Origin of the sequence: Trabulsiella odontotermitis, assembly GCF_001188485.1 — a bacterium.
In the GTDB taxonomy this organism is placed as follows: Bacteria; Pseudomonadota; Gammaproteobacteria; order Enterobacterales; family Enterobacteriaceae; genus Trabulsiella; species Trabulsiella odontotermitis_A.
On record NZ_JNGH01000104.1, the window covers coordinates 1 to 25,972 of the forward strand.

The 25,972-nt window shown below is 54.2% G+C and carries 22 protein-coding genes and 4 pseudogenes; 16 read left to right on the top strand and 10 right to left on the bottom strand.

The genetic code is table 11. From position 1 onward, the window contains the following. The 4 genes and pseudogenes from fliI to fliF form a co-directional block, all read right to left on the bottom strand. Nucleotides 1–292, bottom strand: a pseudogene (gene fliI / locus GM30_RS17030) (flagellum-specific ATP synthase FliI); the annotation flags it as partial. Next, complete coding sequence (gene fliH / locus GM30_RS17035; RefSeq protein WP_049849593.1) at nucleotides 292–999, bottom strand: flagellar assembly protein FliH; 708 nt, start codon at nucleotides 997–999, stop codon at nucleotides 292–294. The gene fliH and the pseudogene fliI, both read right to left, overlap by 1 nt. Then, nucleotides 992–1,990: a flagellar motor switch protein FliG gene (gene fliG, locus GM30_RS17040; protein WP_049849594.1), complete on the bottom strand. Its 999-nt coding sequence runs from the start codon at nucleotides 1,988–1,990 to the stop codon at nucleotides 992–994. The genes fliH and fliG overlap by 8 nt, the downstream gene beginning before the upstream one ends. Next, nucleotides 1,983–3,653, bottom strand: a complete 1,671-nt coding sequence (gene fliF / locus GM30_RS17045) for a flagellar basal-body MS-ring/collar protein FliF (RefSeq protein ID WP_049849595.1) — start codon at nucleotides 3,651–3,653, stop codon at nucleotides 1,983–1,985. Before fliF ends, fliG begins: the two co-directional genes overlap by 8 nt. A 216-nt stretch (nucleotides 3,654–3,869) precedes the next feature. Between fliF and fliE the strand changes: the two genes are divergently transcribed. Further along, nucleotides 3,870–4,181 carry a flagellar hook-basal body complex protein FliE gene (fliE, locus tag GM30_RS17050; protein WP_049849596.1) on the top strand — a complete coding sequence of 104 codons (312 nt, stop codon included), beginning with the start codon at nucleotides 3,870–3,872 and terminating at the stop codon, nucleotides 4,179–4,181. Between the two features lie 51 nt (nucleotides 4,182–4,232). On the opposite strand, the gene GM30_RS17055 is transcribed toward fliE, so the two are convergent. After that, the gene (locus GM30_RS17055) at nucleotides 4,233–4,547 is read right to left on the bottom strand and encodes a PTS sugar transporter subunit IIB (protein ID WP_049849597.1); all 315 of its coding nucleotides are present in this window, start codon (nucleotides 4,545–4,547) and stop codon (nucleotides 4,233–4,235) included. A 201-nt stretch (nucleotides 4,548–4,748) separates the two neighbouring features. On the opposite strand from GM30_RS17055, the gene yedD reads away from it, so the two are divergent. After that, nucleotides 4,749–5,159, top strand: coding sequence for a lipoprotein YedD (gene yedD, locus GM30_RS17060; protein WP_049849598.1), 411 nt, complete (start codon nucleotides 4,749–4,751; stop codon nucleotides 5,157–5,159). 38 nt (nucleotides 5,160–5,197) lie between these two features. On the opposite strand, the gene amyA is transcribed toward yedD, so the two are convergent. From amyA to fliD, 4 genes are all read right to left on the bottom strand, one after another. Next, nucleotides 5,198–6,685 (bottom strand): alpha-amylase, encoded by a 1,488-nt coding sequence (gene amyA, locus GM30_RS17065; protein ID WP_049849599.1) that lies wholly within the window; start codon nucleotides 6,683–6,685, stop codon nucleotides 5,198–5,200. Nucleotides 6,686–6,752: 67 nt separating this feature from the next. Continuing rightward, on the bottom strand, nucleotides 6,753–7,115 hold the full coding sequence (fliT, locus tag GM30_RS17070) for a flagella biosynthesis regulatory protein FliT (RefSeq protein WP_049849600.1): 363 nt from the start codon (nucleotides 7,113–7,115) through the stop codon (nucleotides 6,753–6,755). Continuing rightward, nucleotides 7,115–7,525 (bottom strand): flagellar export chaperone FliS, encoded by a 411-nt coding sequence (gene fliS / locus GM30_RS17075; RefSeq protein ID WP_049849601.1) that lies wholly within the window; start codon nucleotides 7,523–7,525, stop codon nucleotides 7,115–7,117. The genes fliT and fliS overlap by 1 nt, the downstream gene beginning before the upstream one ends. 9 nt (nucleotides 7,526–7,534) lie before the next feature. Next, nucleotides 7,535–8,965 carry a flagellar filament capping protein FliD gene (fliD, locus tag GM30_RS17080; protein WP_049849602.1) on the bottom strand — a complete coding sequence of 477 codons (1,431 nt, stop codon included), beginning with the start codon at nucleotides 8,963–8,965 and terminating at the stop codon, nucleotides 7,535–7,537. Nucleotides 8,966–9,379: 414 nt separating this feature from the next. Between fliD and GM30_RS17085 the strand changes: the two genes are divergently transcribed. The 12 genes and pseudogenes from GM30_RS17085 to sdiA all read left to right on the top strand — a co-directional run bounded on the left by GM30_RS17085 (nucleotide 9,380) and on the right by sdiA (nucleotide 22,660). Then, nucleotides 9,380–10,216 (top strand): flagellin N-terminal helical domain-containing protein, encoded by an 837-nt coding sequence (locus GM30_RS17085; protein ID WP_049849603.1) that lies wholly within the window; start codon nucleotides 9,380–9,382, stop codon nucleotides 10,214–10,216. Nucleotides 10,217–10,432: 216 nt separating this feature from the next. Then, nucleotides 10,433–11,759 (top strand): annotated as a pseudogene (locus tag GM30_RS17090) (hypothetical protein). A gap of 84 nt (nucleotides 11,760–11,843) precedes the next feature. Then, nucleotides 11,844–15,137 carry an O-linked N-acetylglucosamine transferase family protein gene (locus GM30_RS17095; RefSeq protein WP_476691222.1) on the top strand — a complete coding sequence of 1,098 codons (3,294 nt, stop codon included), beginning with the start codon at nucleotides 11,844–11,846 and terminating at the stop codon, nucleotides 15,135–15,137. Between the two features lie 26 nt (nucleotides 15,138–15,163). After that, entirely contained in the window at nucleotides 15,164–16,297 is a 1,134-nt protein-coding gene (locus tag GM30_RS17100; protein ID WP_049849604.1) for a DegT/DnrJ/EryC1/StrS family aminotransferase, read from the top strand. Then, the gene (locus GM30_RS17105; protein WP_049849605.1) at nucleotides 16,294–16,935 is read left to right on the top strand and encodes a NeuD/PglB/VioB family sugar acetyltransferase; all 642 of its coding nucleotides are present in this window, start codon (nucleotides 16,294–16,296) and stop codon (nucleotides 16,933–16,935) included. The genes GM30_RS17100 and GM30_RS17105 overlap by 4 nt, the downstream gene beginning before the upstream one ends. 217 nt (nucleotides 16,936–17,152) lie before the next feature. After that, complete coding sequence (locus GM30_RS17110; protein ID WP_049849606.1) at nucleotides 17,153–17,872, top strand: RNA polymerase sigma factor FliA; 720 nt, start codon at nucleotides 17,153–17,155, stop codon at nucleotides 17,870–17,872. Nucleotides 17,873–17,934: 62 nt separating this feature from the next. Next, complete coding sequence (fliZ, locus tag GM30_RS17115) at nucleotides 17,935–18,486, top strand: flagella biosynthesis regulatory protein FliZ (RefSeq protein WP_049849607.1); 552 nt, start codon at nucleotides 17,935–17,937, stop codon at nucleotides 18,484–18,486. Between the two features lie 95 nt (nucleotides 18,487–18,581). Beyond that, a pseudogene (gene tcyJ / locus GM30_RS17120) lies at nucleotides 18,582–19,350 on the top strand (cystine ABC transporter substrate-binding protein). Between the two features lie 94 nt (nucleotides 19,351–19,444). Continuing rightward, nucleotides 19,445–20,431, top strand: a complete 987-nt coding sequence (gene dcyD, locus GM30_RS17125) for a D-cysteine desulfhydrase (protein WP_049849608.1) — start codon at nucleotides 19,445–19,447, stop codon at nucleotides 20,429–20,431. 15 nt (nucleotides 20,432–20,446) lie between these two features. After that, nucleotides 20,447–20,991: pseudogene (locus GM30_RS17130) on the top strand (ABC transporter permease subunit). Continuing rightward, nucleotides 20,988–21,740 carry an L-cystine ABC transporter ATP-binding protein TcyN gene (gene tcyN, locus GM30_RS17135; RefSeq protein ID WP_049849609.1) on the top strand — a complete coding sequence of 251 codons (753 nt, stop codon included), beginning with the start codon at nucleotides 20,988–20,990 and terminating at the stop codon, nucleotides 21,738–21,740. The pseudogene GM30_RS17130 and the gene tcyN overlap by 4 nt, the downstream one beginning before the upstream one ends. Nucleotides 21,741–21,934: 194 nt before the next feature. Next, the gene (gene sdiA / locus GM30_RS17140) at nucleotides 21,935–22,660 is read left to right on the top strand and encodes a quorum-sensing transcriptional regulator SdiA (protein ID WP_049849687.1); all 726 of its coding nucleotides are present in this window, start codon (nucleotides 21,935–21,937) and stop codon (nucleotides 22,658–22,660) included. A gap of 47 nt (nucleotides 22,661–22,707) precedes the next feature. Here the strand turns inward: sdiA and GM30_RS17145 are convergent, their stop codons facing one another. Further along, nucleotides 22,708–22,932, bottom strand: coding sequence for a DUF2594 family protein (locus GM30_RS17145; protein ID WP_049849610.1), 225 nt, complete (start codon nucleotides 22,930–22,932; stop codon nucleotides 22,708–22,710). A gap of 519 nt (nucleotides 22,933–23,451) precedes the next feature. Between GM30_RS17145 and uvrY the strand changes: the two genes are divergently transcribed. Further along, a complete protein-coding gene (gene uvrY / locus GM30_RS17150; protein ID WP_049849611.1) occupies nucleotides 23,452–24,108 on the top strand; it encodes a UvrY/SirA/GacA family response regulator transcription factor in 657 nt (218 codons plus the stop codon). Beyond that, nucleotides 24,105–25,937 carry an excinuclease ABC subunit UvrC gene (gene uvrC / locus GM30_RS17155; RefSeq protein ID WP_049849612.1) on the top strand — a complete coding sequence of 611 codons (1,833 nt, stop codon included), beginning with the start codon at nucleotides 24,105–24,107 and terminating at the stop codon, nucleotides 25,935–25,937. The genes uvrY and uvrC overlap by 4 nt, the downstream gene beginning before the upstream one ends. Nucleotides 25,938–25,972: the final 35 nt, after the last annotated feature.

Genomic DNA, 25,972 nt, shown 5'->3' on the forward strand with positions numbered 1-25,972 from the left:
TGCGGGCATACACGCGCGCGCCGGGCAAAATGCCTTCCACTTCTTCCAGCGGCATCAAAAACAGACGATGGCCGTTGAAGCCCACCACTTCGCTTTCCACTTCCTGCGTCTCATTGCCGTCCTGACGTTCAATGATGCAGGTCGCGCCGAGCGGTAATTGCAGACCCGTCGCTTCCAGCACCAGACCGGTGGCACGGGTCAGTCGACCGTAGCGACGCACCGCCGGAAGCTGGGCGATTTTGGCCTCGAAATTATCCAGTGTGTTCAGCCAGCGCGTGAGTCGTGCAGTCATTAGCAAGCTCCAGGGGCAGCAAGACGGCACAGTTCCTGCCAGCGCGTCGCCACACTGGCATCGAGATCGCCTTCGTCTGCCGAGACTTTGCAGCCGCCGTGGTGCAGCGTTGGATCGCCGCGCAGACGCCAGCCATGCAGGCTGAGCGTGGCGCCGAGCATCGCTTCCACGCGCTGTAAATCATCCGGGTGCACGCGCAATTGCGGTTTACCGCTGAACAACGGCTCCTGTTGCAGCAGCAACTGGATCTGTTTAATCAGCGCCGAGTTGTCGACAGTCGGTGTCTGGCCAATCACCTGACGCGCCGCCTCCAGCGCCATCTGCATCAGGCGAGAGGCGATGACGCTGTCGAGGGCGTCCAGCGTGTGCTGGAACTCGCTGACCAGCTGTTGCATGCGCGCGTGAATCGGCGCCTGTTGCTGCTGCGCCTGCTTCAGGCCTTCCTCAAGCCCTTTCGCCAGCCCTTCCTGATAGCCTTCTTCATGACCGGCGCTGCGGCCTTCTGTCAGACCAGCGGAATAGCCCTGCTCATGCGCCTGCATTTGCAGATGCGCCAGCTGTTGCTGGAGCTTCTGCTCTTCGCTTAATTCTTCTTCTTCGAATCCGTCGCTTTCCAGCTCCGGCTCATTCATCTCAGGGATGAACTCATGGAGCGGGGGAGCCAGATCGTCAGGCAGCCAGACCTTCCACGGCGTGGTATCAGACATAGGTATCGTCTCCGCTGCCGATCACCATCTCGCCGGTTTCCGCCAGACGGCGGACAATAAGCAGAATTGCTTTCTGTTCGTTCTCGACCTGAGACATACGGACCGGGCCACGGTTGGCCAGGTCGTCGCGCAGGATGTCGGCAGCACGCTGCGACATGTTGCGCAGGAATTTCTCGCGCAGTGGCTGTTCGGCGCCTTTGAGCGCGATAAGCAGCGATTCGGAATCCACTTCCTGCAGCAGGCGCTGGATGCTGCGGTCGTCGACATCGACCAGGTTTTCGAACAGGAACATCTCGTCGATGATTTTTTGCGCCAGCTCGCCGTCGAATTCGCGCACCGCGGTGATAACCGCTTCTTCCTGCTGCGTTTTCATCAGGTTGATAATTTCCGCCGCGGTTCTCACGCCGCCCATTTTGCTGCGCTTGAGGTTGGTGCCGTCGAGCAGGTTGTTGAGCACTTCGGTCAGCTCCGCCAGCGCCGCCGGCTGGACGCCGCCGAAGGTGGCGATACGCAGCATCACGTCATGACGCATACGCTCGTCGAACAGCGCCAGAATATCCGCCGCCTGCGCGCGTTTGAGGTGCACGAGAATGGTCGCGATAATCTGCGGGTGCTCGTCGCGAATAAGGTCCGCGGCACTCTGCGGCTCCATAAAGTTGAGCGTTTCGATGCCGCTGGTGGTTTCGCGGGTTTCGAGAATATCTTCCAGCAGGCTGGCGGCGCGCTCTTCGCCGAGCGCTTTCACCAGCACCGAACGCAGGTATTCGTTGGCGTTGACGTTCAGCGCCGCGAACTGTTCCGCTTCCTGCTCAAACTCCGCCAGCACTTCGGTGAGCTGTTTATTGGAAATCTGACGCACGTTGGCCATCGCCGAACTGAGCGTTTGTACTTCGCGGGTGGAGAGGTGCTTGAACACCTCCGCCGCGCGGTCTTCGCCAATGGTCATCAGCAGGATGACGCTTTTATCGATTCCTGTAAGGTTATTACTCATGGTCGTTATTCATCCACTGGCGAATGACCAGCGCCACAACGCGCGGATCGTTATCTGACATTTCGCGAATACGCTGGCTCATCACCTCAGCGCCCAGACGCTGGTTAGCGCGACGCTGCTGAACCACTTCGTCTTTGCTGAGGGTGACTTCCACCGCTTCAACCGTTTCCTGACGAATGCGGGCTTCTTCCTGCGCCAGTTTGATCTCTTCCTGACGGCGGAGGATTTGCGGACGGATGGCTTTACGCCACAGCAGCCACGTCACCAGCGCCACCAACAGCCAACGGCCTGCGGTCATCAACTGGTCAATAAACGCCTGCGTTTTCCAGAACGGCAGTTCGCCGCCGGTTTCATCCGTGCTATTGAACGGTGAGTTCACCACGTTCAGGGTATCGCCGCGTGTGTCGGTGAAGCCCATGGCTTCGCGGGTCAGATCTTCAATTTGTTTCAACTGGTCTGCGGTTAACGGCAGCGGTTTGCCGTCCGGCAGATTGCGGTAGTTCACCACCACGGCAACGGAGAGACGCTGGATATCGCCAATGTTCTTCCTGGTATGGCGGATTGTGCGGTCAACTTCGTAGTTGCTGGTTTCGTTACGCTGGGTATTGCGCGGACCGTTGGTGGTTTCCGTCCGCTGCGTGTTGTTTTGCGCGTTCTGCTGGTTAGCCGGTGGCGTAGATATCGGCGCGGTCGGTGCCGGAGCAGGGGAGTTGGAGAGCGCGCCCGGCACGCCGCCCGGATACGGGCTGCCAACTTGCTCGCTTTCATTCACCTGGCGTGAACGCAGAACCGCCTGGCTGGCATCGCCATTCGGGCGATACTGCTCTTCGGTCTGCTCTTTGTTATCGAAATCGATCTGTGCGGTGACCTGCGCATGCACGTTACCGTTACCGACCACCGGCGAGAGAATGGCTTCGATGCGGCGCTGAATACGGCTTTCCACATCGGCGGCGTATTTCAGCTGGGCGTCGTTAAGATCGCGATCCCCGGTGTTGGATTGCGTTAACAGATGACCACCCTGATCGACCAGCGTCACGTTACCCGGCGGTAACCCGGCGACCGCGCTGGAGACAAGGTGTACAACGGCCGCGATCTGGCCTTCATCCAAAGCACGCCCGGTTTCAAGATTCAGGGTGACGGAGGCGGAAGGGGACTTTTGTTCGCGGACAAACAGCGACGGTTTCGGCATGGCGAGGTGTACACGCGCGCCTTTCACCGGGCCGAGGGTTTCGATGGTGCGGGCCAGCTCCCCTTCCAGCGCTCGCTGGTAGTTCACCTGCTCGCTGAACTGGCTGATGCCAAATTTTTCCTGATCCAACAGTTCAAAACCGACCGCGCCGCCTTTCGGCAGTCCTTGTTGTGCGAGACGCAGACGCAGCTCATGCACTTTATCGGCCGGGACTTCAATCGCCCCGCCGCTGTCGGCGAAACGATAAGGGACGTTCATCTGCTGCAACTGGGTGACGATGGCACCGCCGTCCTGGTCAGACAGATTGGAGAACAGGGTGCGGTAGTCCGGGCTCTTTGCCCACAGTACCAGCGCGACGACAATAGCAACCGCAGCGGCACTCGCCACCATCAAAGGGATTCGGGGATTGGAACGCAGGCGATTGACCCACTCTGGAATTTTAGTATGTGGCGTGGTCGTTGCAGTCGCGCTCATTGCGCACCTCGTAAATCCTGGCCAGTGGCGAAAAAGAGATTCAGAAACAAAACAGACTCCCGGGTCGACAATCGCATAAAGAAAGCCATGTCATTATTTGATGCTTCAGGATTTTCTATGCGCCAAATAACCTGTTTTTTTATCGCTAATTAGCGCCTTTATCTTATTGACAAGCTGGTAATCTCATCACCAGAAAAATCTAACCAGGGGATTATCATGGCTGTTCAGGGTATCGAAGGCGTTCTGAATCAGATGCAGATGGCGGTGAGCGCCGCGAAAAATCAGGTGGAAGCGCCGCAGCAGAGCATCAGTTTCGCCGGACAACTGACCGCTGCACTGGATCGCATCAGCGATACGCAAAACGTCGCACGCGTGCAGGCGGAAAAATTTTCTATGGGCGAACCGGGCGTGGCGCTGAACGATGTGATGACCGATTTGCAAAAATCGTCGGTTTCACTGCAGATGGGCATTCAGGTGCGCAACAAACTGGTGTCGGCGTATCAAGAGATGATGTCGATGCAGGTGTAGGTTTTTGCGAACGTCGCGGCGACTCCTCCCTGAGTCGCACGTGGGTGTGAATTATTCCGCCAGCTCTGGCATCTGTTCCAGGGCAAACATCAGCACTTTTTCGCCATCCAGGGAAGCGAAGGGGTAGCTCTCAATAACGTAAATCGGACGTGAGTCCGCGATAATCGTATTCAGCTCTTCGAGTTTATATTGCACGTGGGGTGCAAGCAGAAAAGCATCATAGGCGGGGGCGACGCTGGCAAAATTCTCCAGCCCGACGGCGCTGATCAGAACCGGGTAACCCTGTTCATCCGCAACCTTTTGCATCTTTTTCGCCAGCGAGTTTGCTGTATTGCCGAACAGACAGCATATCAGTAACTTTTTCATGGGTAGGTCCTCCGGGAAATTCCCCCTACACTAGTCCCGCTTTTGCCTGGAAAATGAGCGTTATCTCAATATTTTTGTGAAAATTCTGAAAGATATGACGGCTGAAATCAAACTTGCGTAAGATTTTTCTGCACGGCGAAAGGGTGGCGGAGCGCACCCGTTAATGCCACAATATTTTTTTCTCCGTTTGCAGGATGAGTGATGAAGAAATTAGTGATGGCGAGCACGTTGCTGATGCTGGCGGGTTGTGTGCAGGTCGATAATTACAATGCGGTGGTGAAAGCCCCTGCGCCCGCAGCGCTGGCGGGTTTCTGGCAGTCGAAAGGGCCGCAAAGCGCGATGGTCAGCCCGGAAGCGATTGCCAGTCTGATTATTACCAAAGAGGGCGATACGCTCGATTGCCGTCAGTGGCAACGCGTCACGGCGGTGCGTGGCAAGCTGATGCAGCGCGGTGAGGATTACTACAACGTGGTCGCCAACAAAAAACTGGCGGCTTACAGTCTCGATCTTGATGACGGTGTGCTCGATTATGACCGTCTCGAGCTGCAGCGCGTCGATCGCCCTACGCAGGAGTGCGTGGAGGCGATGGCGAAAAACGGTTTAACCGAATAAGTCAGTGACCCCGGCGTGTAATGCCGCCGGGGAACGCCTCAGAGCACGTCTTCCATAACCCACACGCTGACGCTGCCGCCGTTGCAGGTAAAGTTAGCCGTGCCTTCGTCATCGGTTTCAACCACTTCTTCGCGGTTACCCAGAAAATCCACCCAGCGTTTTCCGCCGTAGTTTTCCCCGAGCGTGATCGTCTTCTCGCCGTCGTCGCCGTTGGAAAGCACCACCACGCAGCCGGGCGCTTCGTCAGTCCCGCTGCGGCTGAACGCGATGCAGTTGGGATGATCGAAATACAACGTCTGCACGCCGTGGGCGAAACGCTGGCGGGCGTCAATCAGCTCGTGGAGCTGTTCAATCACCGGCATCTCGATTTGATAGGTATTGCCATCGCCACCGGTGTCTTCGTAGCTGGCGCCAAACAGATCCGGGTAAAATACCGACGGCACGCCGTTCTCGCGCAGCAGGATCAACGCATAAGCCAGCGGTTTAAACCACGGCTCGACGGGGGCTTCCAGCGCCTGTAGCGGCTGAGTGTCATGGTTGGTCACCAGCGTTACGGCGTGGAACGGATCGGCTTCCACCAGCGTGCCGGTGAAAATCTGGCTCATATCGTAATCGCGACCCTGCAACGACGCTTCGTGAAACTTCATTTGTAGCGGGGCGTCAAACAGCATGGTCTGCCCGGCAACCTGATCGATGTACTGCTGGAGCTTATCCACTTCATGCGACCAGTATTCGGCGACGATAAACAGCGGCTGCGGCGCAACCTCCTGTACATGCTCGATCCACTCTTTATAAAACCAGGCCGGGATATGCTTCACGGCGTCAAGGCGAAACCCGTCGCAATGGGTCTCTTCCATCACCCAGCGCGCCCAGTATTTAATCTCTTCGGTGACGGCATGGTTGCGATAATCGATGTTTTCGCCCATCAAATAGTCAAAGTTACCCATTTCATCATCGACCTGATCGTTCCAGCCTTCACCGGTGTAGTCGTTAACGATTTTGAACAGGCCGTCCTCGTCCGGGTTTTCAATATGGTCGATGCCGCTGAAACATTTGTAATCCCAGATAAACTGCGAATATTTGCCCTGACGGCCAGGGAAGGTGTAGCGGGTCCAGGCCTCGCATTCGATGATCTCGTCGTCGATTTGCGTGCGATCCTGTTCGTTGACGCGCTGCACGCGCACCGGCTCTTTTTCGTCCGCGCCCATTTTGTGGTTCACCACCACATCAATCAGCACGGCAATGTCGTGACGTTGCAGGGCGTTGATGGCAGACAGCAGCTGGGCTTTATCGCCGTACTTGGTCGCCACGCTGCCTTTCTGGTCAAACTCGCCAATATCAAACAGATCGTAGGTGTCGTAGCCCACAGAATAACCGCCGGACGACCCTTTGCTGATGGGCGGTAACCAGATCATGTTAATGCCGATTTCATTCAGATTCGGGGCGAGGGCTTCCACTTCCTGCCACAACTGCCCGCCTGCGGGGTAATACCAGTGAAAACATTGTAATAAGGTAGGATTTATCATGCGCCGTGCTCCAGATGGCCAACAAACTGACCTCTGGAGTATGGCGTAACTTCCGCGAAGGGGAAAATCAGGGGTTATATTCGTTCGGGATAAGAATGTTGCCGGAAAGTTTTCCGTACGCTGTTGTCAACGATTTCTGCTTGCCGGTCTGGTCAATCAGGGTCTGCAGTTCTGACATTCGTACCTGCAATAGTCCTTTAAGCTCAGACTCGTTGCTCAGGATCTTCACCAGCAGGGCGCGTGCTTTTTCCTGTAGCTTTGCATTGCCCGCTGGCAAAGGGTTCAGAGCAATCTCTTCAACCAAAGAGACATACTTGACTTCATGATCAATCAGCTCATCCCACCTCCCGGCCTGGGCGAGGTTGAGCATAGTGTTACTTAAAGCAAATAGCGCGTGCCAGTTATGCAGGGATGAGATGAAGTCTGTCATCAGAACGAGTCCTGGGTTGATGGTGAGTTCGGGCCTATCTGTTTCCAGGCATCGGCAATGTTAGCCAGCAGTTTTTCGACTTCAGCAATTGCTTCGGCATCATTGCGCAGATTGGCATGCAACAGGCGTCGCACCATATAGTCATATAACGCTGACAGGTTATGCGGCAGTTCGCCCCCAACATCCATGTTAAGACCCGCTTTCAGGCCGTTCTCAATGATGTTGATCGCTTTAGAGAGCGCTTCGCCCTTGGCGGTGATATTGCCTTGCTCAAGAAACAGCCGCGCCCGTACCATAGAGCTCAACGCCCCATCGAATAACATCACGACGAGCTGATGGGGGCTGGCGCTGAGCACCGCGCTCTCCAGCCCCACTTTCTGGTATGCCTGCGCACCAGAATGGTTATACATATCCTTTCCTTAACTGCTCGAATTAAACTGCTGAGTCAGATAGTTAGACGTGTTCGTCAGCTTGCTCACCAGCGTACTGAGGTTGGTAAACTGCGTTTTATAACGCGCCATGGTGGCATCGATAGACGCCTGCATATCGTCGTAACGCTTATCCAGCGTTTTCAGGGTGCTGTTGATACCGTCTTTGGCATTCTGAACGATCCCTTCTTTGCCCGTGGTAGTGCTGAGCATGGTGGTCAGGGTGTTGTTCATCTGGGTGGCAAAACCGGTGGTTTTACCGTCGCCGATGAAATACTCCTGAATCGCGTCCGGGTTATCGGTTAATGCTTTGGTCAGCTTCGTATCGTCGATTTTCAGGTTACCGAGCGTGCCATCAGCGGCAATGGTCGGGTCCTGAGTAATGCCCAGCTGCGACATCAGTTTATAGGCGCCGCTGCCCTGAACTTCGGTCAGCAGGCCGCGCAGTTGAGACTGCACAGAACGCACCTGGCTGTCGCCAATCAGCGGACCGTTGCTGCTGGACTGCGTCGTGCCTGCATCAACCGCCACATATTTGGTCAGGCTGTTGATGGTGGACTGCAGCGAGTTATACGCGGTCACCCAGTCGGTAATCGCCTTTTTGTTGGCATCGGTGGCGCGCGACACTTCCAGCGTTTCCTCAGCCGTACTTTCGCTTTTCAGCGACAGCGTGATGCCTGGCAGTACGTCCGTAATGGTGTTCGACTGACGTTCAATATCAATATTGTTAACAGTCAGTTTGGCGTTTTGCGACGCGGACTGGATGTTCAGGGCACCGGTTTTGGTGGTTGAGTCGAAACCAATCGCATTCTGTAACGTATCGTCACCGGTAACGGTAACCGTCATATCGCCATCGGTACCGGTCGATTTCGACGTCAGCATCAGACGATAATCACCGTCGGTGGCTTTAATCACGCTGGCAGTGACGTTGCCGCCTGCTTTGTTGATCGCCTTGGCAATCCCGTTCAGCGAGGTATCAGAATCAGACAGCTCAACTTTGAGCGGGTCTTTGGTCCCTGGCTGAGTGATAGTAATGGTTCGTGTCCCGCCGGTTGTTTCACCCAGCTGAGTGGAGCCGCTGGCCATACTGGCCGTGGTCAACACCTGCGCTTTGGCGATTTTCGACACGTTAACCGTATAGGAACCTATCGGCGCCCCGCTGGTCGTTGTGGCGGTAAACGACGTGTTGGTGCTAGTGACAGAGGCCGAGTTCCAGGTATCCGTTTTCCCTAGCGCCGCCGTAGCGGTCTGAAGACTTTGCAGAGAGCTTTGCAGTTTACCCCACGCGCTCAGCTGGGCATTGTAAGTGCTTTGCTGGTTAGTGATGATAGTCAGCTTGCTCTGTTCCGCGGTTTCCAGTTGGGTGTAGAGCGTGTTCAGGTCCAGACTTGTTCCTGCACCGAGGTTGCTGATTGAAGCCATACAAATTTTCCTTGATGTCTATGGGCGTTTGAGACTCTTATCGGCGCAGTGTCAGGAAAGTTTACACATCAGATGAAAAAATAATCCCCGGAATAGCACGGGCGTTTGTCGGTTTATAACCCGATTGGTAAATCAAGGAAGGGGAGAGGGATTTTGCTTTAGATAATACCGGCTGCGATCGTGAGTAATTAATAAGGAAAAAAAACGGGCTGGTTAAAATTTGACTCAAATAAAAACTAAGACAAACTGAAGTTAAATAAATAACTTTATAATTCATTAAAAATCAAATGGTTAAGATTTTTTTAAATTTGATTCTAAAGTCTTTTTCACCAGCGCCGATACCCCTGTTGACGGTGAGAGACGCCGTGGGTGTTAGGCACCGACCCTAGAATCCAATATGAAGGAAAATGAATTATGTCAGTTATCAATACCAACCTGCTGTCCCTGACCACGCAGAACAACCTGAACAAATCTCAGTCTTCTCTGGGCACTGCTATTGAGCGTCTGTCCTCTGGTCTGCGTATCAACAGCGCGAAAGATGACGCTGCTGGCCAGGCAATTGCTAACCGCATGACTTCCCAGCTGAAAGGGATGACTCAGGCGGCGCGTAACGCGAACGACGGTATCTCTCTGGTTCAGACCGCTGAAGGTAACCTGAACGAAATCAACACCAACTTACAACGTATCCGTGAGCTGGCTGTTCAGGCGGCGAACGACACCAACGGCGACAGCGACCTGACTTCAATCAACACTGAAATCACGCAGCGTCTGGCTGAAATCGACCGTATCGCAGGTTCTGCGAACTTCAACGGCAAATCTCTGCTGGATGGTTCCGTAAGCACCGCGCTGAAAATTCAGGTTGGCGCAGGGACTTCTGCCAACGATACCATTTCTATCGACAGCACTGCGCTGATCAACGCCACTTCCGGTACTCTGGACGCTGCGCTGAGCACTGCAATTTCTGATAACGCCTCTGCACAGGCTGTTGTTTCTGCTGCTGATGCTGCAATCGCGCAGATCGATACCGCACGTTCTAACATGGGTGCGATTCAGAACCGTTTTGAATCTACCATCAACAACCTGAACAACTCTATCAACAACCTGTCTGCTGCTCAGTCCCGTATCCAGGACGCTGACTACGCAACTGAAGTTTCCAACATGTCTCGCGCGCAGATCCTGCAGCAGGCTGGTACTTCTGTGCTGTCTCAGGCTAACCAGGTTCCGCAGACCATGCTGTCCCTGCTGCGTTAATTTTTACGCAGAGTCACAAAAAGGTTGCTGGCAACAGCAGCCTTTTTTTATTGCTTTTTCAGGCCGCTAACCCTGTAAGCAATGTGCAAAATAAGCCGCTAATTGTGTTTTTTATCCCTCCATCACTCTGCCTTTGCGGATGGTAATTTATCAAAAACTAGCCTCACTTTGCCTGAACAAAAGCCTTCAGGTCGCGCAACTATTGAGCTGAACAGAATGACTAAATTTTCTCGCACGCGTGCCATGCACCAATATTACCGTGATGTTTTCACCCGTACGCTCGATCTGCCGGAAGCGGATGTGCTGCCTGCGCACGTGGTCGCCGAGATTTTGCATTACAGAAACAGCGATCTCGACACGATGAAGCCAACATTAATGGCCGCCGTGACCGGGCTTGAGGCGGATAAAGATGAGGCGATTAAAGCCTTAATGTGCGCCATTACGCTGGCGAACAACGCGTTTGACGTAAAAAAACAGGGCCAGCAACAGGCATTTCCCGCTGAGATGGCGGAAGCCGTGACCAACTATGTGGTCGCAGCGCTGCAAAAAGAGAAATCGCTTAATTTCGTTGTCGCAGCAGTACAAATACTGTTCCGTATTAATGAAATCGAATCCGCGCTGTTCCTGATTTCCAATAACCTTTCGCTGCTCAGCAACTCCGCGCCGGTACTGAAAATTCTGCTGCTGATCTGCCTGATGGAAGAGGATGACAACCAGGCGCAGATCGTGATTCAGCATCTGACGGCGGATTCCGCCTTACTCGGTGAAGATCCTTTCGCGTTGCTGATGATTGTCTGCGGCATTTACCGGCTGGGNCACCGTACTGGTGGCCTGCGATAAAAAATATTACCTCGAGCACGCCCGGGCGTTGGTGGCCTCGATTTATGACACCAACGGCACCGATTTAAACGTGCATCTGCATGTGTATAACTGCGACGACGATCTTCACGCGCAGGTTCGCGAACTGGCACAGCGTTTCCCTGGTCTGGCAATTTCACTCAGTGCAGAGGAGGTGCCTGCTGTTCACGGGATCAACGTCCATTACGCCTCCCGCCGCTTTATTTTCATGCGCTATGCCCTGGAACAGTTTGCCGCGCCGGTGCTACTGCTGGATGCCGACTGCCTGGTGCGCCAGCGCTGGCAGGAGACGCTGCGCACTTTCTACCCGAAAGGGCTGATCCTGACGCAGAACGACGCGGCGCCGCTGTGGGAGCGGGTGCAGGGCGGTTTCCTGTATGCCGATGCCGACGCGCTCGGGTTCAGCTATCTCGACACCGTCGCCCGTTTTATCGATCGCAATCTGGCAAGCGGCAATGCCGTCTGGTTCCTCGATCAGGTGGCGCTTTCTTTTGCGGTGGATGTCCTGCCTGCGGTCGATCAGATGCAGATTGGCCGGGAACCGGCATCACGTTTAATCGACATCAATCACCGAAACGAAGCGTTCAGTTGGGTTGTGACCACCCATAAAAACGGTGACGGCGAGTACCAGCAATACAAAAACGCCCTCTGCGAGAAATACCTCGCAGCGCATGAAGCTTACTGACGATAAAACGGATGCCGCCTGTGAATATGCAGTACCAGAACCGCCACATGACCCCTGTCGCTCTCCACGCCAGTGCCCTGCTGCATGGTATTGCGCTGGCTTCACCCGCCAGCGCGCGGATCCTTGAACTGGGGTGCGGCAGCGCTGACNTGGCCGCAGAGCGTCTGCATCGGTGTGGATATCGACGACAGCCTGATTGACCAGGCAAGGCAGCAAATCAGCGCGCTGACGCTCTCCAATATCGAACCGTTTGCCGCCGGGCTGGGTGATCTGCTGGCGGTGGATCCGGGGCAGTTTGATTACATCATCATTCACGGCGTTTATGCCTGCGCAGGCGTGGCAGAGCGTGACGCGCTGCTGCTGTGGTGCCGGGAACATCTCTCCGCCGACGGCATTATTTGCCTGCAACACAAGGTGTTGCCGGGCGCGAACGACGCACAACAGCTGCGCGACGCACTGGCGTTCCATTTGCGCCGTGGCGATGAGAACGCCGATCCGTTAACCAGCGCCCGGGGGATGCTGGGCTGGATGGCGATGACGCTGACGGACAGCGAGCTAAAAAACCGCGTGCTGGAGGCAGAAGCGCTGGATGATACCGCGCTGACCTTCGCTTATCTGATTGATTCCGCGCCTGCCACCTGGTACAGCGATTTTCACCAGCACATGACAACGCTCGGGTTATGCCCGGTGGGCGACGCGATCCCGCAGTCTGAACTGCCGGAGGGTTACAGCGAGGCGCTGCAACAGCTGCATGGCCTGATCACCGGCAATACCCCGCGCCCGATCGCGCAACAGTATCTGGATCTGGCAGTCAACCGCGCGGAGCGCGTGACGCTCCTCTCGGCGCAGGTTGAACAGGCGGCACAACTCAAACCCGATCTGCACTCGCTGGAGCAACTGCACTGGGCCGGGAATTTTACCCGCATACTGGCGGATGATGGCAAAATCACCAACGGTCACCGCAGCGCCAGCGGGCAGCCGGTGAGTACGTCAAACGAAGTGACGCTGCAAATTCTCGACCTGCTCGGCGGCGCGTGGCCGATGAGCCTCAGTTTCGAACAACTGGTTTTTAACACCCGTCTGCCGGAAAAACCTGGTGACACCCGCGATGCGGTGCGCGAATCATTACGCGACCTTTACCTGATCCGCCCGGACGGGCTGCACTGGAGCGCTTTTGCTGGCCCCTATAACGACGTGCAGGGCAGGGAACTGCAGCCGCTGTGTCTGTTGAGGGAAGAGACGACAACAACCACAAACCTGTGGGGTGGGGTTGTCGAGGTGACGGTACAGGAGCAGCGGTATCTCCGGTCAGGATTAACCGCCACCGACGATGACGCCTGGGACAGCTTTCTGTCTTTGCGGGCAAAGGGGATGCTGACGGGCTCGACGGACGCGTGGAAAACCGCGATCCAGCGTTTTTTACGCCAGGGCGATCCGGCGAAGCTGAAGCCACTTATTAGTACGCTGCTGTTACTCAGCGTCAGCGTGAAGCGAGGGGGGCTGCTGGCGGACGAGCGCTATCAGGAGCCTAAGGCCGCAGAAGATGAGCAGGCCGTAGAGGCCATTTATACTGAGGTCAACCGGTTAATTGGTCTGGGCAAAGCCAAAGAGGCGCGCGACTACACGCAGAGTCTGCTGGCGGAATCTCCGGATGATTTACATATTCTGCGCTGCTACTCCCGCGCCTGTATTCTCACCAGCGCCTGGCAGGACGCACTGTCCGCGCTCTGTAAGCTGATGGGGTATTACTTTTCCAGTCTCGATATTTACTTCGATCTGGCGACCGCGCTGCAGAAACTGGAACAGCGGTTTTATGCGCGGAAAATCATCCAGGGCTTGCTGCGTCTTGATGGTAAAAGTGCCGGATTCTGGCACTCGCTGGCGACGCTTTACCACGGGCAGGGCGATAACCCGATGGCGGAAAAATGCAGTCGTGAAGCGTTTCGCTATCAGCCGGAAAGTTCCCGTTATGTGGCAATGCTCGGGGTGATCCTCAGCGATAACCAGAAGCTGGATGAAGCCAGATATTTCCTCGAAAAATCCCTTGAGCTGTCCCCCGATTATTTCGACAGTTTCACCAGCCTGCTGTTTGTAGTGACTCACGACCACCGCCTGAGTGCGGCAGAACAGCTGGAGAAGCACAAAGAATATGGTCGCCGCATTGAGGCGTGGGCGCGACGCTGCGATTTTACCCCGCACCGTCGTATCAACACCGATCCACAGCGAAAACTGCGTCTCGGCTTTGTTTCCGGTGACCTGCGCCAGCATCCGGTGAGTAACTTCCTGCTGCCGTTTTGGGACAGTTTTAATCGCCAGCATTTCGAACTGGTGGGCTACAGCGCCTCGCCAGTGAAAGACAGCCTCACCGAACATCTGCAATCCGGGGCGGTGTTGTGGCGCGACGCGGAACTCATGAGCGACATTGAGCTGGCGAAACAGATCGATGCCGATGAGATTGATATCCTGATCGATCTTTCCGGCCATACCACGTTCACGCGCCTGCCGGTGTTTGCTTTGCGTCCGGCACCTGTGCAAATGACGTGGATTGGCTATCCGGGCACCTCCGGGCTTTCCGCGATGGATTACCGCATTCTCTCTACCGGCTGTATGAACCCGCCAGGGCTTGAGAAGCAGTTCCTCGAAAAAATCATTTATGCGCCGATGCCCAAACTGTTTGAACCGGATAAAAACAGCCCGGAGATTAATCTGCTGCCCGCGCTGACCAATGGTTATATCACCTTTGGCAGCTTTAACCGGCCGAAGAAAATTAACGAAGAGGTGCTGCGTCTGTGGGCTGAAATATTAGTGAAATATCCGCAGTCCCGGCTGTTACTTGGCTTTATGAGCGACGCGAACGTCATCCAGACCATTACGCGACAGCTCGCGGCGTTCGGTGTCAGTGAAGAGTGGCTTATTTTCCAGGGACGCATGCCATTATCGGAATATCTCGCCTGCCACCATCGCGTCGATATTTTGCTCGATACCTTCCCGTATACCGGCGGAACCACCACCAACCATGCTGCATGGATGGGCGTGCCCACACTGACGTTATGCGGCGATACGCTTGCCTGCCGTCAGGGCGTGGAAAATATGAACAGTTATGGGCTGAGTCAGTTTATTGCGATGGATAAAGACGACTACGTCAATAAAGCCCTGTACTGGCGTGACCATTTTGACGAACTTAATGCCATCCGCCTCGGAATGCGTAACCAAATACCTGTTGAAACGAAAGACGGTTTTAATGCCGCGGAGCATCTGGAATATGCGCTGCGTCATGCCTGGACACTCTATTGCCAGGGGCAAACGCCGCGCTCTTTTGTTATCGACGAAGCAGGTAACGCCACGCACTTATCGACAGACGGTGGTGGAACCGTTTAATAAAATTACGCTTCGCAGAGGTTTTGATGAAAGACATCTATGTCACCAGCCCGTTACTTCCACCGCTGGAAGAGTTTATTCCGTACCTGGAAAAAATCTGGGAGAAAAAATTCCTCACCAACGGCGGGGAATGGCACCAGCAACTGGAAAAAGAGCTGGCCGACTATCTGGGCGTGGAGCACCTGTGCCTGTTCGCCAACGGTACGCTGGCACTGCTCACCGCGTTACAGGCGTTGCGCATTACCGGGGAAGTCATTACCACGCCTTATTCGTTTGTCGCCACGTCTCATTCGCTGCTGTGGAACGGCTTAACACCGGTATTTGCCGATATCGACCCGGTCACCTGTAATATTGACCCGGACAAAATTGAAGCATTAATTACCCCCGCGACATCGGCGATTTTACCGGTGCATTGTTACGGTATTCCGTGTAACGTCGATAAAATTCAGACCATCGCCGATGCCTGGGGCTTAAAAGTCATTTATGACGCCGCCCATGCGTTTGGGGTGAAGAAAAATAACCACAGCATTCTGAACTGCGGCGATCTCTCAATTCTCAGTTTTCATGCCACCAAAGTATTTAATACCTTTGAGGGCGGGGCGATTATTTGCCCTGACGCCCGCATGAAGCAGCGTATCGATTATCTGAAAAACTTCGGCTTTGCCGGAGAAACCACGGTGGTGGCGCCGGGGATTAACGCCAAAATGAATGAAGTACAGGCGGCGTTTGGTCTGGTGCAGTTAGGGCATATTGATCATGCGCTGGCACGTCGCGCGGAAATCTATCATCGCTATTGCGAGTGGCTGCGTGATATTCCTGGGATCGGTACATTCTCAGTGACTGATGACGTGGAGTGGAACCACGCGTATTTCCCGATCCGTGTGGAAAGCACGTTCCCGGTCAGCCGCGACTGGTTATATGACGCACTGAAAGCGCAAAACATCTATTCGCGTCGCTATTTTTATCCGCTGATAAGCTCTTTCTCAATGTACCGGCATTTACCGTCGGCGTCGGCGGCAAGTCTGCCGGTGGCCAGTGATGTCGCCGAGAAAATATTGTGTTTACCGATTTATCCCGATTTGACACTTGAAGATCAGGCCCGTGTCGTGAATATTATTCGCGAACAGGTTGGGCTGACGCAGGTGGATAAGGTCGCATGAAATTAGGTATCTACGGAACAGGCGGGCAGGGACGCGAAACGCTGGTGCTTGCTCGCCAGATCAATCAGGTTGAGGCGCGGTGGAGCGACATCTTTTTTATCGATGACGTGACGGACGCGACGTCGGTCTCCGGCGTGCCGGTTTATCGCTACGAAGCGCTGGATTTTCACGACCTGGAAATTTTCATCGCCCTCGGCGAACCCGCGCACCGCCGGACGCTGGCGCAGAAAGTGCTGCAAAAAGCGAAACTGGCGACGCTGATTCACCCCGATGTGTTTGTTCCTGACGATACCCACATTGGCCGCGGCGTGCTGATCGGGCAAGGGGCGTTTATCTCCTGCAACGTGACGATTGACGATAATGCGCTGATCCAGCCCAACACTTACCTCAGCCATGACTGCCATATCGGCGCTCACAGCGTGATTTGCAGCCAGGTGTCGCTGGGCGGCAAAACGTCGATTGGCGAAGGGACGTTCCTCGGTATGAACTGTGTCGTCAAAGAGCTGTCGGTGATCGGCAATGATGTGGTGATCGGCATGGGCTCGGTGGTGACAAAGGATTTGGCGGATAATGCTGTCGCTTTTGGCAATCCAGCCAAAATTCAGCGTTCAAACAGTAATAAGCGCGTTTTTAAGTAACCTCCCCGGATACCGTGCAACCCGCGGTATCCATGCATTCCTCCCTCGCAACAGCCCAAAAGCGTTTCGCTTAGGGTAAAAAATAACACCTGAATTTTCAGGCAATTGCATCATAACCTGCAAATAAACGCTGATTTAGACCACTATTCTGCCGATTAAAACCCCTGCAGAAACGGATAATCATGCCGATAACTCAACTACTGCAGGGCTGTTTATCGTGAATTCACTGTATACCGCTGAAGGTGTAATGGATAAACACTCGCTGTGGCAGCGTTACGTACCTCTGGTGCGCCATGAAGCATTGCGCCTACAGGTGCGGTTGCCGGCGAGCGTGGAACTGGACGATCTGCTTCAGGCGGGCGGCATCGGGTTATTGAATGCTGTGGAACGTTACGATGCTCTGCAAGGAACGGCATTTACCACTTACGCAGTGCAACGCATTCGCGGGGCGATGCTGGATGAATTGCGCAGCCGGGACTGGGTGCCGCGCAGCGTCCGACGCAACGCGCGCGAAGTGGCGCAGGCGATGGGGCAGCTGGAACAAGAGCTGGGGCGTAATGCCACGGAAACCGAAGTCTCACAACGACTCGGTATTCCTGTTGAAGAGTATCGTCAGATGCTGCTGGATACCAATAACAGTCAGCTTTTCTCCTACGATGAGTGGCGTGAAGAGCATGGCGACAGTATTGAATTGGTAACCGAGGAGAATCAACAGGAAAACCCGCTCTTTCAGCTAATGGAAGGCAACTTGCGGCAGCGCGTGATCGAGGCGATCGAAGCGCTGCCAGAACGCGAACAGCTTGTGCTGACGTTGTACTACCAGGAAGAGCTTAATCTCAAAGAGATTGGCGCGGTACTGGAAGTGGGCGAGTCGCGGGTCAGCCAGTTGCACAGCCAGGCCATCAAACGTCTGCGTACTAAGCTGGGTAGGTTATAGGATGGCGATGATTTCATCGCCCCTGAAAAATGCCGCACAACCAATGACAACCAGGAGTTATCATGACGGTGCAGCAAGTAAAAAGACGGCCGTTAAGCCGCTACCTTAAAGACTTTAAACATAGCCAAACGCATTGTGCTCACTGCCATAAGTTGCTCGACCGCATCACGCTGGTCAAGCGCGGTGAGATAGTCAATAAAATCGCGATTTCCCGTCTCGACACCTTAATGAACGAAGAAGAGTGGCAACAGGAGCGCCAGGATTGGGTCGCACTGTGTCGTTTCTGCGGCGATTTGCATTGCAAAGAGCAGAGCGACTTTTTCGATATTATCGGCTTTAAACAATATCTTTTCGAACAGACTGATATGAGCCCCGGCACGGTGCGCGAATATGTCGTTCGTCTGCGTCGCCTCGGCAACCACCTGACGGAGCTGAACGTGCCGCGGGAATTACTGACCAACGGTTATCTGGATGACAACCTGGCGCCGTGGCTGCCAGCCACCAGCACCAACAATTATCGTATTGCCCTGCGCAAGTACGCCCAGTTTCAGGCGCTGACTGCCCCGGCAAAGATGCAGAATCTGGCTTACCCAACCACCTCGGATATATATTAAATTTGAATAAGATGTAGCGTAGTCGTGTTTGCCATTATGAATAAACACCTTACACTACAGTAACTACTTAAAACTATTGGGATGATGGGAAGACGATGAAGCTAGCTCTTATTGGCCGTCAGGCACTGATGGGTGTTATGGCTGTGGCGTTAATGGCGGGGATTACCGCGAAAACGTTCGCCGCTGAAAATCTGTTGAATCAGGTCAAAGAGCGCGGCTCGCTGCGCGTTGGCCTTGAGGGGACCTATCCTCCGTTCAGCTTCCAGGGAGACGATGGCAAGCTGACCGGGTTTGAGGTGGAGTTCGCGAATGAACTGGCAAAACACCTCGGCGTGAAGGCCGATCTCAAGCCGACCAAGTGGGACGGGATGCTGGCAGCACTGGATTCGAAACGTATCGATGTGGTCATCAACCAGGTCACCATCTCTGACGAGCGTAAGAAAAAATATGACTTCTCCACGCCGTATACCGTTTCTGGCATCCAGGCGCTGGTGAAAAAGGGTAATGAAGGCGCCATCAAAACGGCGGGCGCGAACCAATTACGAAGAGTGGTTACGTGGCAACGTTCCGGGTGTGGATATTCGCACCTATGACGACGACCCGACCAAATATCAGGATCTGCGCGTAGGCCGTATCGACGCCATTCTGGTGGATCGTCTGGCCGCGCTGGATCTGGTGAAGAAAACCAACAACACGCTGGCGGTAACCGGCGAAGCGTTCTCCCGTCAGGAAGCGGGTGTGGCGCTGCGTAAAGGTAATGACGATCTGCTGAAAGCCATCGATGGTGCGATTGCGGACATGCAGAAAGACGGGAGCCTGAAGGCGTTGTCTGAGAAATGGTTTGGTGCTGATGTGACTCAATAAGCACCAACGGTTAAAAAAGGCGCTGATTCTGGCGCCTTTTTTTATTTCCCGGGCAAGTGCGTGCATAATAAAAAGATATGAATCAGGAGATGCTATGTCACTTCAAAATTTAACACGCTTCCCGCGGCTGGAATTTCTTGGCGCACCGACACCGCTTGAATTTTTGCCCCGTCTCTCCGATCACCTTGGACGTGAAATCTTTATAAAACGCGATGACGTCACGCCGATGGCGATGGGCGGCAACAAGCTGCGTAAGCTGGAGTTCCTTGCCGCCGATGCGTTGCGCGAAGGCGCTGATACGCTGGTGACCGCTGGCGCGATTCAGTCTAACCATGTTCGCCAGACCGCCGCCGTCGCGGCAAAGCTCGGCCTTCACTGCGTCGCGCTGCTGGAAAACCCGATCAACACACGCGCGGAAAACTACCTGACGAACGGTAACCGTCTGCTGCTCGATCTGTTTAACACTCAGGTTGAAATGTGCGATGCGCTGACCGATCCCACCGCGCAGCTCGACGAACTGGCGACCCGGCTGGAGTTGCAGGGCTTTCGCCCGTATGTGATCCCGGTCGGCGGCTCGAATGCGCTGGGCGCGCTTGGCTATGTCGAAAGCGCGCTGGAAATTGCTCAGCAGTGTGAAGATGTGGTGGATTTGTCGGCGATTGTCGTCGCGTCCGGCAGTGCTGGCACCCACGCCGGGCTGGCGGTGGGGCTTGAACAGCTGTTGCCGGACGTTTCGCTGATTGGTGTGACGGTCTCGCGCACGGTAGCAGAACAGAAACCGAAAGTGGTGGCGCTGCAGCAGGCCATTGCCGGGAGCCTGGAACTTGACGCGAAGGCGGACATTCATCTGTGGGATGACTATTTCGCCCCCGGCTACGGAACACCTAACGAGGCGGGCATGGAGGCGGTGAAACTGCTGGCCTCACTGGAAGGTATCCTGCTCGATCCGGTCTATACCGGCAAGGCGATGGCCGGGCTTATCGACGGTATCAGCCAGAAGCGTTTCAGGGATGACGGCGCCATTTTGTTTGTCCATACGGGCGGGGCGCCAGCGCTGTTTGCTTATCATCCTCACATTTAACGCAGAAAATTAATAATGCAAGAAAGTATTCAACTGGTGTTCGATTCGGCGCCCTATCTGTTAAACGGGGCCATTTTTACGCTTCAGCTCAGTATCGGTGGTATGATTTTTGGTCTGTTGCTGGGCTTTATTCTGGCGCTGATGCGCATGTCGGCCCTCTGGCCGGTGCGGTGGCTGGCGCGGTTTTACATCTCCATTTTCCGCGGGACGCCGCTCATCGCCCAACTGTTTATGATCTACTACGGTCTGCCACAGTTTGGTATTGAGCTGGATCCGATCCCGGCGGCGATGATTGGTTTGTCGCTCAATACCGCGGCCTATGCCTCGGAAACGCTGCGGGCGGCGATCTCATCGATTGATAAAGGACAGTGGGAAGCGGCAGCCANATTCAGGTGCCGGAACTGTTCCGTCAGGCGCAGCTCATCACCTCGCGTACGCTGGAAGTCTTCACTATGTATCTGGCGGCATCGCTGATTTACTGGGTGATGGCGACGGTACTGTCGACCCTGCAGAACTATTTTGAAAATCAGCTGAACCGCCAGGAGCGTGATCCAAAATGAGTGCTATCGAAGTCAAAAACCTGGTGAAAAAATTCCACGGCCAGACGGTGCTGCACGGCATCGATCTGGAGGTGAAAGAAGGTGAGATTGTTGCCATTATCGGCCCCAGCGGCTCCGGCAAAACGACGCTATTGCGCAGCATCAACCTACTGGAACAGCCGGAGAGCGGCACGATAAAAGTGGGCGATATCACCATTGATACCGCGCGTGCGCTCAGCCAGCAGAAGGGGCTGATTCGCCGCCTGCGTCAGCACGTAGGGTTTGTTTTCCAGAACTTTAATCTTTTCCCGCACCGCACGGTGCTGGAAAACATCATTGAAGGGCCGGTGTTCGTCAAAGGCGAAAATAAGGCGAATGCCAGCGAACGCGCGCTGGATCTGCTTGATAAAGTCGGGCTGAAGGGCAAAGAGACCAGCTACCCGCGCCGTCTGTCCGGCGGGCAGCAGCAGCGTGTGGCGATTGCCCGTGCGCTGGCGATGCGCCCGGATGTGATTCTGTTTGATGAGCCGACCTCGGCGCTCGATCCTGAACTGGTGGGCGAAGTGCTGAACACCATCCGCCAGCTGGCGCAGGAAAAGCGCACCATGGTGATCGTGACGCATGAAATGAGTTTTGCCCGCGACGTCGCTGACAGGGCCATTTTTATGGATCAGGGGCGCATCGTGGAGCAGGGCGATGCGAAAACCTTGTTTGCCGATCCGAAGCAGCCGCGTACCCGACAGTTCCTCGCCAAATTCCTCATCCAGTAATTTTTTCTGCCCCCGCGACGCGACTGAACTTTACACCCGCGCGTCGTGGGCGTAGTCCGCTGTTGACAATGACCTCAGGATGAATTTCCCATTTATTTCACGGAATGGGACATTTCATTCATCTAAATAAGAAAATTGTGCTACTTTCGGGTATTCATAATAATGATTATTACTTAGAGGTTTATTCGTTGGTTATGAGGGACAATGATTTTTTCAGATGGCGGCGGGAAATGCTGCAACATTTCCAGTCAATAACAACGAGCGAGCAGATCTATACTCTTTTGCAGCAGCAAACCGAACGGCTGGAATATGATTATTTTTCACTCTGTGTCCGGCACCCGGTTCCTTTTACGCGCCCGAAGCTTTCCATTCATACCACGTATCCCGAACGCTGGTGGTCGCATTATATGGCAGAGAAATTCCATATCATCGATCCGGTATTAAAAGCAGAGAATTTCCGTCGTGGTCATTTACGCTGGGACGATGACTTATTTAGCGATGCTTCATTGTTATGGGATTCTGCCCGCGATCACGGGTTACGCAATGGCGTCACGCACTGTCTGATGTTGCCTAACCGCGCAATGGGTTTTTTATCCGTTTCACGGGAAACCGAACAGGGCAGCGCGACCTACGATGACGATGAAATGGAACTCCGGCTACAGACCCTGACTGAACAGAGCCTGCTGGCGCTGCTGCGGCTGGAAGATGAGATGGTGACTCCGGCAGAAATGCGCTTCAGTAAACGGGAACTGGAGATCCTGAAATGGACGGCGGAAGGAAAAACGTCGGCGGAAATCGCGATGATCCTCTCTATCTCAGAGAATACGGTGAATTTTCATCAAAAGAATATGCAGAAGAAATTCAACGCACCCAATAAAACGCAGATTGCCTGCTATGCGGCGGCGACAGGGATTATCTGAACGACGTAAACCGGCTGAAGCAGCACTGTCAGCCGGTCTGAACGCGACTACTGACGGTACGCTTGTTTAATCTGCTTAACAGTGCTGGAAAAAACAGCTGCCTGAGCTTCATCGTCCATCTGGGTGATTTGCTTTTCCATTTTAATAATCACACGACCCGCGTCGGCCTGCCCCATGGCCTGTAGCATCAGCGTCAGCAGGGCTTTCAGGCAGGTCACTTCCTGGGCAAGTTGTTGATTATTATCGGCAGTGGAAAAATCAGGTGTGCTCATCTATTTCCTCGTTAAAGTCTTGCGCTCATCCACATCCTTCCGCAGGCGGCCTCGTTGTTGTCCGGGCGCTCCGGTGATTGCGTATATATGCGATACGTAAAGTTAAGGCCGCGAAGTATACCACAAACGTAGCCAAAAAAAGGAGTGCTTGTTTTTTGTCCTAATTATCAATGAAAAATGCTATTTCGGAAGGCATTATACTGCCGCTTCGATATATGGCCGCGAATATTGTTTAAATCAGGTTCTTCTCTGGTTAATTCTTGTTACATATTTAAATTTACCATTATTCTCTCAGACTTTTCTTGGGTTTTTAGGAAGTGGTGTGTAGAAGTTGCTAAAAAAACTCAACGCATAGGCTATGTTTTAGGTGGCTTTCCAGTTGATGTACAGTCTGATTTCCAGAAAAACGACTAAAATGCGGAGCAGGACATTTTTTAAGTTTCAAAGTTAAGATAAAACCCGTTAATATGGTGGCGATATAGAATCAGTAGCGTTATCCCTATTCTGGAGATTATTCCTTTGATCAACGTCCTTCTTGTTGATGACCACGAACTGGTGCGCGCAGGGATACGACGCATTCTGGAAGATATAAAGGGTATTAAAGTTGCCGGTGAAGCCTGCTGCGGTGAGGATGCTGTAAAATGGTGCCGCGCAAATGCTGTCGACGTCGTGTTGATGGATATGAACATGCCCGGCATTGGTGGACTCGAAGCCACGCGGAAAATTGCGCGAGCGTGTGTCGATACCAAAGTCATTATGCTGACAGTGCATACTGAAAACCCACTCCCTGCCAGGGTCATGCAGGCGGGAGCGGCAGGTTACCTGAGTAAAGGGGCCGCGCCGCAGGAAGTTGTTAACGCCATTCGTTCGGTCTTCGCCGGTCAGCGTTATATCGCCTCTGACATCGCTCAGCAGATGGCGCTGAGCCAAATCGAGCCGGAAAAAACAGAATCGCCTTTCGCCAGTTTGTCTGAACGCGAATTGCAGATTATGCTGATGATCACCAAAGGTCAGAAGGTCAATGAGATCTCAGAACAACTGAATCTCAGTCCTAAAACGGTGAACAGCTACCGCTATCGGATGTTCAGTAAACTTAACATTCATGGCGATGTCGAGCTGACGCACCTGGCAATTCGCCATGGCCTGTGCAATGCGGAGTCGTTAGCAAATCAGTGAGTGATGTGTTTGATTCGAAAGCCTTCCTGAAAACCGTAACCAGCCAGCCCGGCGTTTATCGTATGTATGACGCCGGCGGCACGGTTATTTATGTCGGTAAAGCGAAAGACCTGAAAAAACGGCTTTCCAGCTATTTCCGCAGCAATCTCGCCTCCCGCAAAACCGAAGCGCTGGTGTCGCAAATCGCTCAGATTGACGTGACCGTGACCCATACTGAAACGGAAGCGCTGTTGCTGGAGCACAACTACATCAAGCTCTATCAGCCGCGCTATAACGTGCTGTTGCGGGATGATAAATCCTATCCGTTTATTTTTCTTAGCGGCGATACCCACCCGCGCCTGGCGATTCATCGCGGGGCGAAGCATGCGAAAGGGGAGTATTTCGGTCCGTTTCCGAACGGCTACGCGGTGCGTGAAACGCTGGCGCTGCTGCAAAAAATCTTCCCGGTTCGCCAGTGCGAAAACAGCGTCTATCGCAACCGCTCTCGCCCCTGTCTGCAATATCAGATTGGCCGCTGTCTTGGGCCGTGTGTTGCCGGGCTGGTGAGTGAGGAAGAGTACGCGCAACAGGTGGATTACGTCCGCCTTTTCCTCTCCGGGAAAGATGACCAGGTGCTGACGCAGCTGATTGCGAGAATGGAAAAAGCCAGCCAGTCACTGGAATTTGAAGAGGCCGCGCGTATTCGCGATCAGATCCAGGCCGTGCGTCGTGTCACTGAGAAACAGTTTGTTTCTAACACCGGCGACGATCTTGACGTTATCGGCGTGGCGTTTGATGCCGGTATGGCCTGCGTCCATGTGCTGTTTATTCGTCAGGGGAAAGTGCTGGGAAGCCGCAGTTATTTCCCGAAAGTGCCGGGCGGCACGGAACTCGGCGAAGTGGTCGAGACCTTTGTCGGGCAGTTTTATCTGCAGGGCAGCCAGATGCGTACGCTGCCGGGGGAGATCCTGCTCGATTTCAATCTTTCCGATAAAACGCTGCTGGCGGAATCGCTCACTGAGCTTGCCGGGCGCAAGATTAATGTGCAAACCAAACCGCGCGGCGACCGGGCGCGTTACCTGAAGCTGGCGCGAACCAACGCGGCTATTGCGCTGACCACCAAACTGTCGCAGCAGTCAACCATTCATCAGCGGCTGCTGGCGCTGGCCGAGGTGTTAAAACTGCCGCAGGTCAACCGCATGGAATGTTTCGACATCAGCCATACGATGGGGGAACAGACCATCGCCTCCTGCGTGGTGTTTGACACGAATGGCCCACTGCGCGCTGAATATCGCCGTTATAATATTACCGGCATCACGCCAGGCGATGACTACGCGGCGATGAATCAGGTGCTGCGCCGTCGTTACGGCAAGGCAATTGATGACAATAAAATCCCCGACGTGATCCTCATCGACGGCGGTAAAGGTCAGCTGGCGCAGGCAAAAGACGTGTTTGCTGAGCTGGACGTGGCGTGGGACAAGCATCACCCTATCTTGCTTGGCGTGGCGAAGGGGTCGGATCGTAAAGCTGGTCTGGAAACGCTGTTCTTCGAACCGGAAGGCGAGGGGTTCAGCCTGCCGCCCGATTCACCGGCTCTGCATGTCATTCAGCATATCCGCGACGAATCGCACGATCACGCGATTACCGGTCACCGGAAAAAACGCGCAAAGGTAAAAAGCACCAGTACGCTTGAAACCATTGAAGGCGTGGGGCCGAAGCGCCGCCAGATGTTGTTGAAGTATATGGGCGGATTGCAAGGTTTGCAGAAGGCGAGCGTGGAAGAAATTGCCAAAGTGCCGGGTATATCGCACGGTCTGGCAGAAAAGATCTACTACTCGTTGAAACATTAGGGGCTCTGTAGCAACATAGGGCTAATATTTTACTG

What these genes read in the sequence shown, in the direction of transcription:
- dcyD (WP_049849608.1), top strand. Translation starts at nt 19,445, where the DNA reads ATGTCACTTCAAAATTTAACACGCTTCCCGCGGCTGGAATTTCTTGGC.
- fliG (WP_049849594.1), bottom strand. Translation starts at nt 1,990, where the DNA reads ATGAGTAATAACCTTACAGGAATCGATAAAAGCGTCATCCTGCTGATG.
- GM30_RS17100 (WP_049849604.1), top strand. Translation starts at nt 15,164, where the DNA reads ATGAAAGACATCTATGTCACCAGCCCGTTACTTCCACCGCTGGAAGAG.
- fliT (WP_049849600.1), bottom strand. Translation starts at nt 7,115, where the DNA reads ATGACAGACTTCATCTCATCCCTGCATAACTGGCACGCGCTATTTGCT.
- fliZ (WP_049849607.1), top strand. Translation starts at nt 17,935, where the DNA reads ATGACGGTGCAGCAAGTAAAAAGACGGCCGTTAAGCCGCTACCTTAAA.
- fliF (WP_049849595.1), bottom strand. Translation starts at nt 3,653, where the DNA reads ATGAGCGCGACTGCAACGACCACGCCACATACTAAAATTCCAGAGTGG.
- GM30_RS17145 (WP_049849610.1), bottom strand. Translation starts at nt 22,932, where the DNA reads ATGAGCACACCTGATTTTTCCACTGCCGATAATAATCAACAACTTGCC.
- tcyN (WP_049849609.1), top strand. Translation starts at nt 20,988, where the DNA reads ATGAGTGCTATCGAAGTCAAAAACCTGGTGAAAAAATTCCACGGCCAG.
- GM30_RS17055 (WP_049849597.1), bottom strand. Translation starts at nt 4,547, where the DNA reads ATGAAAAAGTTACTGATATGCTGTCTGTTCGGCAATACAGCAAACTCG.
- fliE (WP_049849596.1), top strand. Translation starts at nt 3,870, where the DNA reads ATGGCTGTTCAGGGTATCGAAGGCGTTCTGAATCAGATGCAGATGGCG.
- GM30_RS17105 (WP_049849605.1), top strand. Translation starts at nt 16,294, where the DNA reads ATGAAATTAGGTATCTACGGAACAGGCGGGCAGGGACGCGAAACGCTG.
- fliH (WP_049849593.1), bottom strand. Translation starts at nt 999, where the DNA reads ATGTCTGATACCACGCCGTGGAAGGTCTGGCTGCCTGACGATCTGGCT.
- GM30_RS17085 (WP_049849603.1), top strand. Translation starts at nt 9,380, where the DNA reads ATGTCAGTTATCAATACCAACCTGCTGTCCCTGACCACGCAGAACAAC.
- yedD (WP_049849598.1), top strand. Translation starts at nt 4,749, where the DNA reads ATGAAGAAATTAGTGATGGCGAGCACGTTGCTGATGCTGGCGGGTTGT.
- sdiA (WP_049849687.1), top strand. Translation starts at nt 21,935, where the DNA reads ATGAGGGACAATGATTTTTTCAGATGGCGGCGGGAAATGCTGCAACAT.
- amyA (WP_049849599.1), bottom strand. Translation starts at nt 6,685, where the DNA reads ATGATAAATCCTACCTTATTACAATGTTTTCACTGGTATTACCCCGCA.
- fliD (WP_049849602.1), bottom strand. Translation starts at nt 8,965, where the DNA reads ATGGCTTCAATCAGCAACCTCGGTGCAGGAACAAGTCTGGACCTGAAC.
- fliS (WP_049849601.1), bottom strand. Translation starts at nt 7,525, where the DNA reads ATGTATAACCATTCTGGTGCGCAGGCATACCAGAAAGTGGGGCTGGAG.